15 protein-coding genes are annotated in these 16993 nt (G+C 64.1%); 5 read left to right on the top strand and 10 right to left on the bottom strand.

Features of this window, described 5'->3' with window-relative positions; translation table 11 throughout:
- Positions 1–9: 9 nt before the first annotated feature.
- On the bottom strand, positions 10–540 hold the full coding sequence (locus OOT33_RS11610; protein ID WP_307750182.1) for a YceD family protein: 531 nt from the start codon (positions 538–540) through the stop codon (positions 10–12).
- Entirely contained in the window at positions 537–1055 is a 519-nt protein-coding gene (locus OOT33_RS11615; protein ID WP_307750183.1) for a ubiquinol-cytochrome C chaperone family protein, read from the bottom strand. Before OOT33_RS11615 ends, OOT33_RS11610 begins: the two co-directional genes overlap by 4 nt.
- Before the next feature lie 142 nt (positions 1056–1197).
- Here OOT33_RS11615 and OOT33_RS11620 point away from each other — a divergent pair, with 142 nt between their 5' ends.
- The gene (locus OOT33_RS11620; RefSeq protein WP_373690556.1) at positions 1198–1692 is read left to right on the top strand and encodes an outer membrane protein assembly factor BamE; all 495 of its coding nucleotides are present in this window, start codon (positions 1198–1200) and stop codon (positions 1690–1692) included.
- A gap of 13 nt (positions 1693–1705) precedes the next feature.
- Here the strand turns inward: OOT33_RS11620 and OOT33_RS11625 are convergent, their stop codons facing one another.
- From OOT33_RS11625 to OOT33_RS11635, 3 genes are all read right to left on the bottom strand, one after another.
- A complete protein-coding gene (locus tag OOT33_RS11625; RefSeq protein WP_307750369.1) occupies positions 1706–2431 on the bottom strand; it encodes a DsbA family protein in 726 nt (241 codons plus the stop codon).
- Between the two features lie 56 nt (positions 2432–2487).
- Complete coding sequence (locus OOT33_RS11630) at positions 2488–3921, bottom strand: M48 family metalloprotease (RefSeq protein WP_307750185.1); 1434 nt, start codon at positions 3919–3921, stop codon at positions 2488–2490.
- 90 nt (positions 3922–4011) lie between these two features.
- Complete coding sequence (locus tag OOT33_RS11635; protein WP_307750186.1) at positions 4012–6615, bottom strand: Rne/Rng family ribonuclease; 2604 nt, start codon at positions 6613–6615, stop codon at positions 4012–4014.
- Between the two features lie 506 nt (positions 6616–7121).
- Between OOT33_RS11635 and OOT33_RS11640 the strand changes: the two genes are divergently transcribed.
- The 4 genes from OOT33_RS11640 to OOT33_RS11655 all read left to right on the top strand — a co-directional run bounded on the left by OOT33_RS11640 (position 7122) and on the right by OOT33_RS11655 (position 12650).
- Positions 7122–7988, top strand: a complete 867-nt coding sequence (locus OOT33_RS11640) for an N-acetylmuramoyl-L-alanine amidase (protein WP_307750187.1) — start codon at positions 7122–7124, stop codon at positions 7986–7988.
- A 54-nt stretch (positions 7989–8042) separates the two neighbouring features.
- Positions 8043–10595: a penicillin-binding protein 1A gene (locus OOT33_RS11645; protein ID WP_373690557.1), complete on the top strand. Its 2553-nt coding sequence runs from the start codon at positions 8043–8045 to the stop codon at positions 10593–10595.
- Between the two features lie 196 nt (positions 10596–10791).
- A complete protein-coding gene (gene prfB, locus OOT33_RS11650; RefSeq protein WP_307750188.1) occupies positions 10792–11919 on the top strand; it encodes a peptide chain release factor 2 in 1128 nt (375 codons plus the stop codon).
- 44 nt (positions 11920–11963) lie between these two features.
- Positions 11964–12650 carry a methyltransferase domain-containing protein gene (locus OOT33_RS11655; RefSeq protein WP_307750371.1) on the top strand — a complete coding sequence of 229 codons (687 nt, stop codon included), beginning with the start codon at positions 11964–11966 and terminating at the stop codon, positions 12648–12650.
- A 33-nt stretch (positions 12651–12683) separates the two neighbouring features.
- Here OOT33_RS11655 and OOT33_RS11660 read toward each other — a convergent pair whose 3' ends face one another.
- From OOT33_RS11660 to OOT33_RS11680, 5 genes are read right to left on the bottom strand one after another with little or no spacing between them, the layout of a single operon-like run.
- A complete protein-coding gene (locus tag OOT33_RS11660; RefSeq protein ID WP_307750189.1) occupies positions 12684–12983 on the bottom strand; it encodes a DUF1905 domain-containing protein in 300 nt (99 codons plus the stop codon).
- Between the two features lie 58 nt (positions 12984–13041).
- A complete protein-coding gene (locus OOT33_RS11665; RefSeq protein WP_307750190.1) occupies positions 13042–14019 on the bottom strand; it encodes a type II secretion system F family protein in 978 nt (325 codons plus the stop codon).
- 4 nt (positions 14020–14023) lie between these two features.
- A complete protein-coding gene (locus OOT33_RS11670; protein WP_307750191.1) occupies positions 14024–15019 on the bottom strand; it encodes a type II secretion system F family protein in 996 nt (331 codons plus the stop codon).
- A gap of 37 nt (positions 15020–15056) precedes the next feature.
- Positions 15057–16337, bottom strand: coding sequence for a pilus assembly protein CpaE (locus OOT33_RS11675; RefSeq protein ID WP_307750192.1), 1281 nt, complete (start codon positions 16335–16337; stop codon positions 15057–15059).
- A 3-nt stretch (positions 16338–16340) separates the two neighbouring features.
- Positions 16341–16979 (bottom strand): CpaD family pilus assembly lipoprotein, encoded by a 639-nt coding sequence (locus OOT33_RS11680; RefSeq protein WP_307750193.1) that lies wholly within the window; start codon positions 16977–16979, stop codon positions 16341–16343.
- Positions 16980–16993 lie beyond the last annotated feature (14 nt).

Raw genomic sequence — 16993 nt, forward strand, 5'->3', positions numbered from 1 at the left:
CAATCGCTTTTATTTGTTCTTAAGGGCTGCCAGCGCGGCAAAAGGACCAGCCTGATCCTCGCTAAGGACGCCTGCCTCCTGAAGGAATGTGTCTGCGTTTGGTGAGCGGGGGAATGGATTGACTGACAGCGCCAGCGTCTCCGCCACCGCCTCGCCGATGTCAATCCGCCCGTTGGTGTAAGGCACGACATCCAGCTCGCTGGCGTCAATCTCGACTTCGTCATCGGTTCGCGCTGGCAGGTCATTCTCCGCTGGCACGAAGCGGATCGAGAAAGCCTCCTGCACCTGTTCGGTAACCGGTTCCGATGTAGCAACGCAGGGCTGCGAGAGGCTCGCGCGGACCTCTCCGGTCGCAAGTATCCCCTGCCTGTCCGGGGTAAGGCTATAGTCGGCCTCCAGAGAGGTGATGTCGACAAAGCCGAACCGTCGCGACAGCGCCGTGCGCTCGGCCTCACTCGCCTCGATATGCGCGGGCCAGCGAGCGCGGCCGATGGCGTCCAGCCGCACGATGCGGGAGAATTCGGGCGCCGCCTCGCTCATGCGGGCAATTCTCCTGCCAGCAAACGCGCGGGTTCGATTGCCTCCAGCCCTGCGGCAAAGGCGCGCAGTCGAGCCTCGACATCGGCCACCGCATCGTCTGACACCGGATCACCGCGATAGAGGTTTCGGCGGAGCGCGGCGTTCATGTCTCCACCGTGAGCCAGCCCCTCCCGATAGGCAGAGAGGCGCCCGCCCAACGCACTCATCATCCGCCCGATATGCTTGCCGACGACGATATCGCCGATTCCGATCTGGCGGAGCTGCGCTTCCATGTCGTCGACGAACAACTCGGTCAGCCACACGCTCTCGTGCCGAAGGTCCGCTTGCTCCAGCCGCAGCAGCACCAGCGACAGGATTGCGGCGACCATGTCGAACCGCCCGTCCAGCGTGTCGGGTACGGCACCTTCGACATACCAGTGCACCGCCCGCCCGCGATGCACGATCGCCTGATAGAGCGGCTGCATCGTCAGGCGCGGGTCCGGCTGGCGGTTGAAAAGGCGGTCAAGCAAGGACATGGAAATAAACAACCTCTCTGGCGCACATGGCGCTTGGCGCCCGCCTCTCACTATGGCTTGTGCGGCGCGATGCAATCCCATATTGGAGGCAAGGCACCGGTTATGCAATGGTGCCTGGACGCGGGATGACCCGCAGGAGAGTATGATGCGTTTCAAGACAGTTGCCCTGACGATAGCGCTGGCCGGTGCCACGATCGCACTCTCCGGCTGTGCGCGGATGCGCACGCATCAGGGTTATCTGGTAGACAGCCTGCTGGTCGATTCGATTCAGCCCGGCGTCGATAATCGCCAGTCTGTCGAGGGCACGCTGGGTAGACCAAGCTTCGTCAGCCAGTTCGGCAATCAGGATTGGTATTATGTCGCGCGGGACATGAAGCAGCTCGCCTTCGCCAACCCCAAGCCAACGGATCAGACGGTCCTGCGCGTCCGGTTTGATGCGGCAGGCAATGTTGCGGGAGTAGACAAGGCGGGGCTGGACAAGGTGGCGGATATCTCGCCCAAGGGCGGCAAGACGCCTACGCTGGGCCGCGAGCGCAGCCTGTTCGAGGACATCTTCGGCAACATCGGCGCAGTCGGCGCGGGTGGCGTAGGCGGTGGCGGGGGCAGCGGCGACAATACCGGACCCAACGGCAGCTGAGCTATAGTCCTGGTTATTTCGAGGCGGAACGAGCCGAGGCGACTGCTTCTTTCAGCGCCTCGTAACCCACCGCGCCGCCCAGCACCCTTCCTCCCACCACGAAGGTTGGCGTGCCGCTGGCGCCAATTTCCTGCGCCATCTTGAGGTTGGCCTCGATCTCCGGATCATAACGATTGCTGGTGATCGCCGTTTCGGCGGCCTTTCGGTCGATGCCGACCTTGGCGGCGGCGGCGAGTATGCTGTCCCTGGAAACCCGCCCGCCCCCATATAGCGCCTTGTGGAAGGCGGTATATTTGCCCTGCTCTGCCGCCAGCAGAGACACGCGCGCGGCCAAGGTGCTTTCCTCGGAGAGGATCGGCAGTTCGCGATATACAACCTTCACCTTCGCGTCTTCGGCGATCAGCTTTGTGATATCGGGGAGCGAGGCTCGACAATAGCCGCAATTATAGTCGAAAAATTCGACAAGCGTGACATCGCCGTCTTTCGCGCCCTCCCATGCGCCCGCATACGGCGTTTCCAGCTCTTTGCGGTGGGTGTTTACCGCCTCGGCCATGCGCTTGTCCTTAAGGCGTTCCATCGCTTGCGGCAGGATCTCTGGGTGAGACAGGATGTAGTCGTGCACGATCTGCTCGATCCGTGCCCGCTCAGTCGGGTCTGTTGTCTGTGCGCCATCCGACGAGCCCACCGCCATCGCTGCAGTTGACGCGACTGCGGCGGCGGCAAAGAGTCCGAGCATCATCTGTATCGTCCTGTTGCTGAGTGCGGCGCGCAGGCCGGGAGGAGTGGAGGGGCTGGTCAAGAGGCGTTCTTTCCTTCGGGGGCGTCACCACCGCCCCCTTTGTCTTTCTTGCGGCCCTTGCGCGCGTTGTCCATCTCGCCGCGCGCTGCCATCGCGATGTCCTGTGCGCGCAGGAAATCCGGGCTGGCCTTGTCGATGCCCGCCATCGCCGTTTCCGCATTGCGCAGCGCCAGCGGGTTATTCCCCTCCAGTGCATAGCGTTCTGCCGTTGCAAGGGCCGCACGCGCATTGTCTCCCCGATGGTCGTACACCACGCCGAGCTGATACCACGCGAAGGGATTCTCCCTGTCTTTCGCCACAGCTGCGCGCAGCACCCGCTCTGCCTCGGCATAGTTCGTATCGTTTTCCGTTGCGATCAGGGCGTGGCCCAGCAACGTGGCAATCAAGGGTTGGCTGTTCGTGAGCCGCACGGCCTCGCGCAGCGGGGGGATAGCCTCTGCTGCCCGCCCACTTTCCAGCAGCACCTGCCCCTGCAATTCCAGGAAATAGGGGTCATGCGGCTGTGCCTTTGTCAGCGCCCGCGTTTCGGCCAGCGCCTTGTCCGGATAGGCGCTTTTGTGCCAGGCATAGGCTCGCGCGTAATGAGCGGGGAGCGACTGGTCACTCTCGGGATAGGTGCGTAGCGTCTGCGCCGGATCGTCGACGAACCCCGCCAGCTTTGCCTTGATGCGCTGGAAGCGCGCCTCTATCTCTGGCGATGTCTTCGCATTCCAGGCAGGGTCTTTCTGATAGACCTCGGTCAGGTAGGAAATGCGGTCGGTGGACAAGGGGTGAGTGGTGGCATAGCCATCATCCGCCTCCTCGCGCAGGCGATAGCGATATTCAAGGTTTTGCAGCTTCTTGAAGAAGGCGATGCTGCCTTGGCCGCTGATCCCAGCCTTGCTCAGATAGCGCGCGCCAGCAAGGTCGGCGCTGCTTTCCTGGGTGCGGGAGAAGGCGAGATATTTGCCGAGCGCGGCCTGCTGCCCTGCAGAGATAATACCCATGCCCGCCTCGGCCCCGCCTGCCGCCATTGCCGCCGCACCGAGCAGCAACGACAACAGCGTGATGCCAGTCGCCGCCTTCATGCCCTCGCCAGCGCGAATGATGTGGCCGCCCTCGATATGGCCCAGCTCGTGCGCGATGACGCCCTGGACCTGGTTGGCATTGTCCGCCGCCGTGATCAGGCCGGAATGTATCCATACGATCTGCCCGCCTGCCACAAAGGCGTTGATGTTGCGATCGTTGATCAGCAACACCTGCACATTGTTGGGGCTGAGACTAGCCGCCTCTATCAACGGTGCAGAGATCTCGCGCAGAAATGCTTCGGTCTCCGCATCGCGTAATATCTGCTGCGCACGCGCAGGCTGGGTCAGCAGAGCGAAGCTCAGCAGCAGGCAAAGCAGGGCACGCGGCAGCAGGGTGAAGCGAAACGAAAGGAGATTACGCATGCCGCCTTCCCTGCCCCCTTCATGCTGAACAGAAGATGACATGCTGGACGACACGGCGCGGGCAACGGGCCCGCGCCCGTGCCCGATGCCTCATGCGCCGAAGGTACGTTGCCACCAGCCGCGCCGCGGTTCGCCGGTCTCCTCGTCCGCGCTGGTCGAGGCCTCTGCGGCTACAGATGCCGGTTCCTCCACAGCTGCCTGCGCGGTCGGAGCCGAGGCCAGACTATCGGAGGAGCTCGAAGGCGCGGCTGCAGCCGACTCCTCCACAGGCTCGGCTACCGCATCCGCCTTCTTGCGGCGGGTGCGCTTGGGTTTGGGCGCGGGTGCTTCGGGTGCAGCGTCGCTGGCCGGTTCGGCGGCAGGTTCGGCCGTCGCTGGCTGTTCCTGAGCAGGCGCCGCCTCCGCTTGCTCTTCGGCCTTTGGCTTGCGCGCCCGGGTGCGGCGGGCTTTGGGCTTCGGCTCTTCCTCGGCCTCGGCTGCTACCGCGGGCTCGGTAGCCGCCTCGGCTGCAACTGCTTCGCTCTCGTCGGCCGAAGCCTCGGCTTCCGGCGTCGCGTCCTCGGCAGCCTCACCCTCTTCCTCGCCACGCCGACGGCGGCCGCCCCTGCGGCCACGGCGGCTGCGGCGCCGGTTTTCGTCGCCATCTTCGGCGCTGACAGGGGAGTTCTGTTCGTCCTCTCCCTCGGCAACCGCTTCTACTTCGGTCGATTCCTCTTGGGCCTCGTCGCCGGCTTCGCGCTCGGTCCCCTGAGCCTCGCCCTCCTCGCGACGGCCACCACGGCGGCGGCGACGCCTGCGGCGGCGGCGACCACCTTCGCGGTCTTCACGATCCTCCCGGTCTTCGCGCGCGTCGCGCTCGGCCCGCGTCTCGTTCTCGGGTATGTCTTCCTCGTCGTCCGCTTCATCGAGCACGAGGTCATCGTCCTCAACCTCGGCGATGGGAGCGTAGTTGACCTGGACCAGCGGCCTCGGCCCGCTCGCCTCGACGGACATGCGCGCGCCTTCCACCTCGCCATCGGGCAAGATGACGATCGTTACGCCGTAACGCTGCTCGATTTCGTCCAGCTCGCGCCGCTTGTTGTTGAGAACATAGAAGGCCGCTTCCTGGCTGGCGCGCAGCGTGATGAGGCTGCCCCGGCCGCGTGCGGCTTCTTCCTCAAGCATCCGCAGCGCGGAAAGTCCCGCGGAGGAAGCGGTTCGAACCAGGCCCGTACCCTCACAATGCGGACAGGCGCGGGTTGATGCCTCCAGCACGCCGGTGCGCAGGCGCTGGCGGCTCATTTCCATCAGGCCAAAGCCCGATATGCGGCCCACCTGAATGCGCGCGCGGTCGTCCTTCAGCGCCTCCTTCATCGCTTTCTCGACCTTGCGGACGTTGGAGCCGTGCTCCATGTCGATAAAGTCGATGACGACGAGGCCCGCCATGTCGCGCAGGCGGAGTTGGCGCGCGATTTCACGCGCAGCCTCAAGGTTGGTGTTGAGCGCGGTCTGCTCGATATTGTGCTCGCGCGTCGACCGGCCGGAGTTGATGTCGATCGAAACCAGAGCCTCGGTCGGGTTGATGACAAGATAGCCGCCGGATTTGAGCTGTACCACCGGATGATACATTGCGGCGAGCTGATCTTCCACGCCGTGGCGCTGGAACAGCGAGACCGGGTCGGCATATTGCTTCACCTTGCGCGCGTGGCTCGGCATCAGCAGCTTCATGAAATCCTTGGCGGCGCGATAACCCTCGTCGCCCTCGATTACCACCTCGTCGATGTCGCGGTTGTAGATGTCGCGGATCGCGCGTTTGATGAGATCGCTGTCATTGTGAATCAGCGCGGGGGCAGAGCTTTTTAGCGTCTTTTCCCGAATCTCGTCCCACAAGCGGGCGAGATAGTCGAAGTCGCGTCGGATTTCGGTGCGGGTGCGCTCCAGCCCGGCCGTGCGGACGATGCAGCCCATGGTTGCGGGCAGGTTCATCTCGGCGATGATCGACTTGAGGCGCTTGCGATCCGCAGAGTTGTTGATCTTGCGCGAAATGCCGCCGCCGTGGCTGGTGTTGGGCATCAGCACGCAATAACGCCCGGCAAGCGAGAGATAGGTGGTGAGCGCCGCGCCCTTGTTGCCGCGCTCTTCCTTTACGACCTGGATCAGAAGCACCTGGCGGCGCTTGATGACGTCCTGGATCTTGTAGCGGCGGCGCAGCGCCATGCGCTTGCGGCGCAGCTCGTCGTTGTGATCCTCGGCGTGTGCGCCCCTGCGGCGACGTGGCCGGGCTGCGCCATTCTCGCCCTCGTCATCGCCTTCCTCAGATGTAGGCTCGCCATGATCGTCGTCTTCCGCGCCCTCGGCCTCGCCCTGGGCCTCGGCTTCCGCGGTTTCGTCGTCATCCTCCTCGCGCAGCGCGGCTTCCTGGGCGGCGTGCTCTGCCTCCTCACGCAACAGCGCTTCACGATCCTCGCGCGGGATCTGGTAATAATCGGGATGGATCTCCGAAAAGGCGAGGAAGCCGTGCCGGTTGCCGCCATAATCGACGAACGCCGCCTGAAGCGAGGGTTCGACCCGCGTTACCTTGGCCAGATAGATATTGCCCTTGAGCTGTTTGTGCTCGGCGGATTCGAAGTCAAATTCCTCGATTCGGTTTCCCTTGACGACCGCGACACGGGTTTCTTCCCGGTGGCGCGCGTCGATCAGCATGCGCATGTTCATTCAGATTACTCCGGGCATGGGGCGGCCGGATCAGTCCTGTCCGGCGGGCCATGCGATTGATAGGGGGCGCGCCGCACAGCCATGCCCCAGCGGGCTGGCCGGGGCGTTCCCGGTTCTGGTGGATAGGTTTGTGTCTAAGTGCGAGATATGTGTCTGCTGCATGGGCATGGCCGGTCAGTGCGCCGGACCCCCAAACACCCGACCGCGCGTCAAGGCCAACTGTGTGGCCCTGAACGGAGTGGGGAAAATGCCTCATTGCAACGTCAACCTGTCTAGTATCGGGCGGATATGGGGAAATGCCCTCATCCACCCTGCAAGCGCGCCATGCGTCATGACTTCAGCCAGCCGACGGCATTGCGCGTATCATGAGCTAGCACCACTGATGACAGGGAGCAACAGCTCCCCAATTTTTTGTTGGCTGCTCGCGCCGATATTCGGCCCAACATGGTAAATATTATCTTAACGCGGCTGGACGACGCGCGGCTTAGCGGCGATTAGATGTCGCCATGAGCGCACACCTCCTGTTAGCTCCTCTGTTATTCGCGACGGTGGGCGGCGTGCATCCCGCCGAGCCGGTGTGGTATGCGCGCCCGCCGCGACACAGCCACAGCATAAGGGTGCGGATCCCGCCGCCTGCAAAGGGCGTGAAGCTGCCGCCGATCTACGGCCCAACTGACCCGTCTCGCCCGCTGGTGGTGATTGACGCCGGGCACGGCGGGCACGATCCCGGTGCGGCCAGCCGGGGCGGGGAGCGCCAGGAGAAGGAACTCACGCTGGCGCTGGCGCTGGCGCTACGCGACCGGTTGGTGCGCGGTGGCCGGATTCGCGTGGCGCTGACTCGCGGAGACGACCAGTTTCTGCTGTTGCAGGAACGCTATGACATCGCGCGCAGGCTGGGGGCGGACCTCTTCATCTCGATCCACGCCGACGCGGCCGAGAACGACACTGCTCAGGGGGCGACCATCTATACCCTTTCGGAAACGGCATCGGACCGCGAGGCCGCCCGCCTGGCCGCGCGGGAAAACCGGTCTGACATCATCAACGGCGTGGATATGGGCGCGCAGGGCGGGGTGGTGAATTCGATCCTGATAGACCTGTCGCAGCGCGAGGCGATGGCGCAATCGGTGGCATTTGCGGAACTGCTCTATCGCGAGGCGGCGGCGCACACGCCGTTCCGCAGCAACTGGCATCGCTTCGCGTCGCTCGTCGTGTTGAAGGCGCCGGACGTGCCCTCGATATTGTTTGAAGCGGGGTATATCACCAGCCCGCAGGATGTGGCGCGGCTGTCTTCGGCGCAGGGGCGGGCGCAGACGGCGGAAGGGGTGGCGCGGGCGATCGAGATCTATTTTGCGCGGCGGGTTAGTCCACGATGATTTCCACGGTGAAAGGCTGGTCAAGCGGTCCTACATCTCCTACAGGCGGGTGCCATGACTGAGCCTGGGGCCGGAACACAGAGCGAGGATCGCTTCAGCTATCGCGTGACCAGAGGGGTGAGCGACGCGCGGCTGATGCTGGCTAGCTGGTGGCAACGGCGCTGGTTCCGCCGCGCGACCGCCATTTTCGGCGCAATTCTGGTTCTTTTTGCGCTCTTTTGGGTCATTTTTGCGCGCGATTTGCCCAATGCCGAGGCGCTGGCGGACTATGAACCCTCGCTTCCCAGCGTGGTGCGCGACGTCAATGGCGAACCCGTTTACAGCTACGCGCGCGAGCGCCGGGTGCAACTGAGCTACAATGACTTTCCGCCGCTGCTGATCCGCGCCGTGCTCTCGGCCGAGGACAAGACCTTCTTTTCGCATCACGGCGTCGACATCACCGGCCTGGCGGGCGCGGTCGTCGATTATGTGTCCAAGATCGGCTCCGGCCAGCGCGCCAAGGGCGGCTCCACCATCACCCAGCAGGTGGCGAAGAACCTGCTGCTGGGCGATGAATATTCCCCCAGCCGCAAGATCCGCGAGATGATCCTCGCTTCGCGCATCGAGCGGGCGATGACCAAGCAGCAGATCCTCGAACTCTATCTCAACCAGATATTCCTCGGTCGCAACGCTTATGGCGTGCAGGCCGCCTCCCGCGCCTATTTCAACAAGGACGTAGGCGAGCTCAAACTGCACCAGTTCGCCTTCCTCGCCATCCTGCCCAAGGGGCCATCCAACTATCGCCCCGAAACAGCGAAGGGCTATGCCCGCGCGCTCGAACGGCGCAACTGGGCGCTGGGCGAGATGAAGCAGAATGGCTGGATCACCGACGCGCAATACCGCGACGCCACCTCCCGCCCGCTCGATACCGTGGCGCAGCTCGGCACCCTGTTCGACAGCAAGCGCGCGAGCGCGGGCGGCTATTACATGGAAGAGGTGCGCCGCCGCCTGATCGAGAAGTTCGGCGACAATGAGGAGAGCGGCCCCAATAGCGTCTATGCCGGGGGGCTGTGGATCCGCACGCCCTATGATGCCGCGATTCAGGGGCGTACGCGCGACGCGCTGCGCAACGGCCTGCTGCGCTATTCGGGCGGGCACGGCTGGTCCGGCCCGATCGCAACGATCGAGATGGACGACCAGTGGCGCAGCCGCTTCGCCAGCAGCTTCAAGAGCATCGACTATCAGGACTGGCGCGTCGCGGTGGTAGTGTCCAAAGACCGGGGCGGCGCGGAGCTGGGCCTTTCCGGCGGCAAGACCGGCATCCTGCCCGCCAGCCTCGCACAGACGCCTTATCGCAAGATTGGCGGCCCGGCATTCAACGCGCTGAAACCCGGCGACCTCATCGTCGTCAAGCCGATGGGCGGCAGCACCTATGCGCTGCGCAGCGTGCCTGAGGTGTCGGGCGGCATGATGGTGCAGGCGGTTCGCACCGGGCGTATCTACGCGATGCAGGGCGGGTTCGACTCCAGCCTTTCCTCCTACAACCGCGTGACGCAGGCGCAGCGCCAGCCGGGATCGACAATCAAGCCGTTCGTCTATGCCGCGGCACTGGACAATGGCATGACGCCCGCGACGATCATTGTCGATGGGCCGTTCTGCGTTTGGCAGTCCGCCTCGCTCGGCCAGAAATGCTTCAAGAATTTCGATGCGGGCGGCGGCGGGCCGCACACGATGCGCTGGGGCATCGAGCAATCGCGCAACCTGATGACGGTGCGCACCGCGTCGCAGACCGGCATGGACCGCGTGGTGCGGACAATCAAGGCGATGAACATCGGCGATTACCAGCCCTATCTTGCCTATGCGCTGGGCGCGGGCGAGACGACGGTCGAGAAGATGGTCAACGCCTATGCGGCGCTCGCCAACCATGGCCGCCTCAACAGCCCGCGCGTGATCGACTATGTGCAGGACCGGCACGGCAAGGTGATCTGGCCCGACAAATGGCGCGCGTGCACCGGGTGCAATGCGCGCGACTGGGATGGCAAGCCGATGCCCCGCTTCGGCCTTTCCGGCAAACAGGCGATGAACCCGATGACCGCCTATCAGATCGTGCATATCACCGAAGGCGTGATCCAGCGCGGCACCGCGACAGTGCTGGCGGACCTTGGCCGCCCACTGTTCGGCAAGACCGGCACGACCAACGGCCCGACCAATGTGTGGTTCGTCGGCGGATCGCCCGATCTCGTGGCCGGCGTCTATCTGGGCTATGACACGCCGCGCTCCCTCGGCGGCTATGCGCAGGGTGGCCGGATTTCCGCGCCGATCTGGAAAGAGGCGATGGCGCCGATTTTGAAGGACATGCCCAAGGAACCGTTCGTTGCGCCCGCGGGCATCCGCATGGTTCGCATCGACCGACGCTCTGGCAAGCGTGTCTATGGCGCATGGCCCACCAACGACCCCAAGCCCGCCGTGATCTGGGAAGCGTTCAAGCCCGAGACCGAACCGCGCCGCACCATCCGCAAGGAAGAACTGGACGCGCAGGCCAAGGCCGAAGCCGCGCGTGCCGCCCGCGCCAGTGCCAGCTCGTCACGCGACAGCGATTTCTTGCAACAGGAAGGCGGGATATATTAGGGGCTGAGGGCAGTTCAGACGGAGTAATGTCATCCCGGAAGCTGATTTTCTCCAAATTCGTCAGAATTTGGGCAGAAAATCACGCTATCCGGGATCCAGTGATCGAGGCGCAGCGCGTGAGACTCTGGATCCCGGATCAAGTCCGGGATGACGGAGTATCTTAAACTCATACAGAGTATCATACTGGAGAATTTCCATGCGCGCCGAAGCGCAAGCCTATTGTGATCGTATCGATGCCGCGCTGGAGCTGCTGCGCCGCTTTCTCGACTGGGACCGCGCGCTGCGCCGTCTGGATGAGTTGAACGCGCGCGTCGAAGACCCGACGCTGTGGGACGACCAGAAGAAGGCACAGGAGGTGATGCGCGAGCGCACACGGCTCGACGCTGCTATCTCCGCCACCCGCGCCATCGAAAAGGATAAGACCGACACAGTCGAGCTTATCGAGTTGGCCGAGGCGGAAGGGGACGACGCGCTCGTCGACGAGGCGATCGCCAGTCTTGCAGCGCTGGCCGACAAGGCGGACGAGGACAAGATCAAGGCGCTGCTTGCCGGTGAAGCGGACGCCTCCGACACCTATCTCGAAATTCACGCAGGCGCGGGCGGCACAGAGAGTCAGGACTGGGCGGAGATGCTTCAGCGCATGTATCAGCGCTGGGCGGAAAAGCGCGGTTATAAGGTCGAGCTGGTCGATTATCAGGCAGGCGAGCAGGCGGGCATCAAGTCCGCGACGCTGCTGATCAAGGGCGAGAACGCCTATGGCTATGCCAAGACCGAGAGCGGTGTGCACCGCCTGGTGCGCATCTCGCCCTATGACAGCTCAGCTCGGCGGCACACCTCGTTCAGCTCGGTGTGGGTCTATCCGGTGATCGACGACAATATCGACATCGAGATCAATCCGGCAGACCTCAAGATCGATACCTATCGCGCCTCCGGCGCGGGCGGGCAGCACGTCAACACCACCGACTCGGCGGTGCGCATCACCCACGTGCCCACCAACATCATCGTCGCCTGCCAGAACGACCGCAGCCAGCACAAGAACCGCGCCACTGCAATGAACATGCTGAAGGCCCGGCTTTATGAAAAGGAGCTGGCGGAGCGCGAGGCGGCGGCCAGCGGCGAATATGCCGCCAAGACCGAGATCGGCTGGGGCCACCAGATCCGCTCCTATGTGCTGCAACCCTATCAGATGGTGAAGGACCTGCGCACGGGCGTCGTTTCCTCCTCGCCCGATGATGTGCTCGATGGCGCGCTCGACCCCTATATGGCGGCGGCGCTGAGCCAGCGTGTCACCGGCGAGAAGGTGGACGTGGAGGACGTCGATTGATCCTCGCCCGGACGGCGCTGGCTGCGGCGCTGTGCGGCGCGCTGATGCTGGGCGGGTGTGACTGGCTGGGCGGAGAACCCGACGGGCGGCGCGAAAGCGCGCGGGATTTTCCGCAGGCGGACCGGCCCGTCTCGCCGATCATCTCGACCCGCTATTCCTCGGAGGAGGCGCGAGACCAGCTGGGCGAGGCCGAGGACATCATGGATCATGCGGGCGCGGCGCCGGGCATGACGGTGGCCGATATCGGCGCGGGCGAGGGCTATTACACAGTGCGGCTGGCGAAACGCGTGGGCAAGGACGGGCGCGTGCTGGCAGAAGACATCATGCCGGAGGCGATCGATGCGCTGGGACAGCGCATCACCCGCGAGAACTGGGCGAATGTTTCCGTGAAGCTCGGCACGCCCGACGACCCCAAGCTGCCGGAGCACAGCTTTGACCGCGTCTTCATGGTCCATATGTATCATGAGATCGAGGAGCCATATGCGTTTCTCTGGCATCTGCGGCCCGCGCTGAAACCGGATGGCGAGGTGATCGTCGTCGACTCGGACCGGCCGACGTCGGAGCATGGCACGCCGCCCAAATTGCTGGCGTGCGAGTTTTCCTCGGTGGGGTACCAGCTGGTGGAGATGAAGCCACGCCCGTCGAGCGGCGGCTATCTGGCCCGGTTCAGGACGGTAGGCGCGCGCCCCGAGCCGGACGAGATCCGGCCCTGCAAGCTCGTGAAGGAATAGCGGGCGCTCGAGGTTCGGCACCGGGGCGACTTGTCATACACGCAGGACCAGGCTGATCCGGTCTCCTTCCACCAGCCCCTCGGCCTTGCGCACCGCCGCCTTGACCGGCAGCACGAAGCCCGACACTTCCTTGTGCGGAAACAGCGAGGTTTCCCATGTGGTGCCGCCGATCGTCGCGCGCACCTTGACCGAGCCGAAGCCGCCGGTCCGCCCCATCGCCGCATAATGGATTTCGCCCACCACATCGCCTGACAGCACGACGAAGAACCAGCTTGCCTTTTCGCTGCTCCATCGCACGAGCGGGCCGTTGGCTTCTATGGTGTCGTTGAACATGGCCGTCCCCCCCGCGCCCCGTTATGGGCACGGGCCCGGGCGAGCGCAACGGGCGTTGTCAGAAGCTCTTGCTGATCGAGCAGGCCGCAGGGCCGAGGATGACGACGAACAGCGTCGGCAGGATGAAGAGAATCAGCGGCACGGTCATGATCGCGGGGAGGCGCGCGGCCTTCTCTTCGGCGCGCATCATGCGCTCGTGCCGGAACTCGGCCGACAGGACGCGCAACGCCGAGGCGAGAGGCGTGCCGTACTTCTCGGTCTGGATCATCGTGGTGACGACGCCCTTCAAGGCTTCGAGGTTGACGCGATTGGCCAGATTCTCGAAGGCCTGCCGTCGCTCGGTCAGGAAGGACAGCTCGATGGCGGTGAGCTGAAATTCGTCACCCAGTTCCGGGTAGGCGCGGCCCAGCTCCCTCGACACGCGGGCGAAGGCTGCGTCGACGGTTAGGCCCGCTTCGGCGCAGATAACGAGCAGATCAAGCGCGTCCGGCAGGCCCTTGCGGATCGCGGCGGAACGCTTGGTGATGAGGTTGGAAAGATAGATGTCCGGCGCCTTGTAGGCGGCGAGCAGGCAGGTGGCGAACGCCATGAAGCGCTTGAAATCGCTCCATTCCGGATATGCGCCAACCACATAGAGCATGAACGCCGCGAAGCCGCCTATGACGATGGGAAGCGCCATCCGCCCGAAGATGACGGCGACGGCAAGATCCTTGGAGCGAATGCCGGCCTGCGCCAGCTTCTTTTGCGCGACCTGGAGCTGATCGTCCTGCAATACCTGCAGCTTTTTCAGCAGCAGGCGCATGAAATCGGTGCTCTCGCGCTGGTGGACCAGCTTGGCGCGGCGCTTGGCGGTCGAGGCGGTGATGCCAGCCTTGAGCTGCTCGCGCCGCTCGTTGAGCGCCTTTACCCGCTTGGTCATCGGGTCGCGCACCGTGGTCGCCATATACATGGCGAACAGCACCGCGAGCGTCGCGACGGCGGCGAGCAGGGTCGCGACATCCGCGCCGGTCATGCCAAAAAGGGTGCTGCCGGACATCGCGTCAGATCTCGAAGTTTATCATCTGGGCCATGATGAACACGCCGATGCCCATCCAGCACATGCCGCCGATGCCGATCATCTGCATCAGGCTGAACCCGAACATGCCGTTGGGGTCCGGTGTGAAGAAGGGCGACATGTAGCTGTAGTTTATCGCGCTGATAAGGCCGAAGACGATGAACGGCAGCGAGCCGATAATCATGGCGGAGGCCTTGGATTCAGACGACATCGCGTTGATCTTGAGCTTCATCTGCGCGCGCTGGCGCAGCACGGTCGCGAGGTTTGACAGCGTTTCGGCAAGGTTGCCGCCCGTCTCGCGCTGAATGTTGAGGGTGATGCAGAAGAACTGGAATTCGGGCGTACCGAGGCGTTCGGCCGTCTCGATCAGCGCCTGATCCATGGTCTTGCCGATCTTGATCCGCTCCGTCACCAGCTTGAACTCCTCGCCCACGGGGGCGGGAACCTCGGTCGAGACTATCGTGAGCGTCTCGGCGATCGGCAGGCCGGAGCGCAGGCCGCGCACCATCAGTTCCAGCGCGTCCGGGAAGTTCTGCGTGAACTTCTTGATGCGCCGGGCGATGACCATGCTGACATATTTGTGCGGCAGGCCAAGCCCGACGGCGGTGCCGACGAACAGCGCCGTAAGCGGCGACCAGCCACGCGTCAGGCCAAGGCCAGCCACGCCGGCGGTGAGCGCCGCGCAGGTCATCATATAGCCGTTGAGCGTCCATTTCTTGCCGGTCATACGCAGGCGCTTCGCCAGCTTTTCCGGATCGGGGATCAGCGAAGTAAAGGCGTTGGTCTTTTGGGTCGATGCGGAGGCGATCGCCTTGCGCATCCGCGCCTCGACCTGATTTTCGGCAGCGGCGCTGTGGCGCACCAGCACGGCGGAGAGGCGGCGCGACTGTGCCTTGCTGACGGACGGGCCGGAAAAGGCGAGCGCCAGCAGCATGAGCGCGCCGCCCACCATCATCAGGAGAAGGATCAGTTTGGGATCCATGATGCTTTATCTGCGGCCCTCGTTTGCCATGGCCTGATTATGCTTCCGTTTTCGCCTTGCCGCCCTTCTTGGGCAGCAGGTCCTTGAGTTCATTGAGCTTGCCGATCAGCGAGCCACCCTTCTTGGGTTCGGCAACGGTGCCGTCCGCGCCGCCAAGCTCCAGCACCTGGGTGAGCATGGTGCCACAGGCGCTGCCGAGCTTGCTGGCCTTCGAAACTTCGGCCAGTGTTTTGCCAAGCTTTGCGGCCTGCGCGGCGAGGCGCATGTCGTAGGGCAGGCTGACGTCGATCTTGCGTTCGATCGACTGCTCGAAATCCTTGCGGGATATTTCCAGCGCGTTGGCCTGAACCTTGTTCGCGACGACCAGCACCTTCATCTGCGGTGCGTTGGCGCGCAGCCAGGACAGCAGACGGATCGTGTCACGCGCGCCGGCGAGCGTGATTTCCGTTACCACGATGCCGACATTATAGTCGCCCATCAGCTGCGGGAACTGGATCAACATGTGGCGCGGCATATCGATGACGCTGGCGGCGAAGACGGTGCGGAATTCCTCTTCCAGCTGGTGGAAGGCGCCGCCGTCGGTCAGCATCGGCTGGTGGATTGGCGCTTCGGCCGAGAGCAGGGCGAGCTTGTCCGAGGCTTTCACCATCGCGCGCTCGATGAACAGCCCATCGATGCGGCTGGGGTTTTCGATTGCGTCGATCAGGCCACGGCCCGGCTCAAGGTCCAGCGCCAGCGCACCTGTGCCGAAGTGCAGATCGAGGTCGAGCAGGGCAGTGGGTCGGTTCGCGGTTTCGGAGAGCATCCAGGCGAGCGAGGTCGCGACCGTGGACGCGCCGACGCCGCCACGGACACCGATGACGGCGGTGGCGATGTGGCTCTGTGTCTCGCCACCTTCAAGGCGCGGGGCAAGGAATGCCGCCTGCGCTGCCGAGAAGGCATCGCGCACATGCTCGGCATTCAGCGGCTTCAACAGATAGTCCTGGATGCCGCTGGCCAGCAGATCGCGATAGAGACGGACATCGTTCACCAGCCCGCAGGCGATGACGATGGTGCCGGGCTCGCAGACCTCGGCAAGTCCGTTGATGTCATTGAGCGGGTCGATCGATTCCGACATGTCGACCAACAGCACATGGGGGCTGGCACTGACCGAAAGCGATTGGACCGCGTTGCGCAGGCCGCCCTTGTAGACGCGCTCGGCATCCCAGCCCATTTCGACCGCCACGGAGCGGAGGATGGCGGCGGTGCTGTCGTCACACGCATAGGCCTGAAACATGTCGCGCCCGGCGCCCAGACCCATTTTGAAGGGAGCGTTCATGGATCAGTTTCCTCCGAGGCTGACGAGGCCGCCCGCACCGGTGGTCGGTTTGGCCTGCATATCCTTGATCGCGCGGTTGGCGGTAGCGGTGCGCAGGCCGTCATTGCTTTCGGTCTGGCCGCGCACGAGGTCTTCCGGGTTGGCGACCATCGCGGCAATGTTGCTGTTTATCGCGCAGCCGAAGTTGGAGCTGGTACCGCCGGACATCGAGTTTTCCTGCTTAGTGCTCCAGTCGGGGCAGCCGGGGACCGAGGCGGTCGCGCGGCGCACGACGAGGCGGACGGAGCCATATGGCGGCGTTCCTGCGGTAACTGCACTATCGTCCTTTATCAGCATACCGCGCTTGCCCAGCACATCGGCAATATCGGCACGGGCGGCAGACGATGCGCCATCAGCGATCATCACGCTGTCGCCATAGCCAACGCTGAGAGAATCGAGCCAGCCGTTGAGGCGCTCCTTCTCCGCGTTCGAGACGCCCGCGTCGCTGTCTGCGCGCAGGTCCATCACGAAGCTGGTGTAGCTGACGACGGGCTGATGCACGGATTCGACGGAGCGATTGCCTGTCGACTCGGCGTTGCAGGCCGCCAGCGGCAGCGCCGCCAGGGCGAGGAGGAGGAAGGGGCGTGAGTGGAGGTTACGCATGGCTGTGGTCCTTC

The sequence above is a fragment of the Sphingobium sp. DEHP117 genome (assembly GCF_030867385.1).
GTDB lineage: Bacteria > Pseudomonadota > Alphaproteobacteria > Sphingomonadales > Sphingomonadaceae > Sphingobium.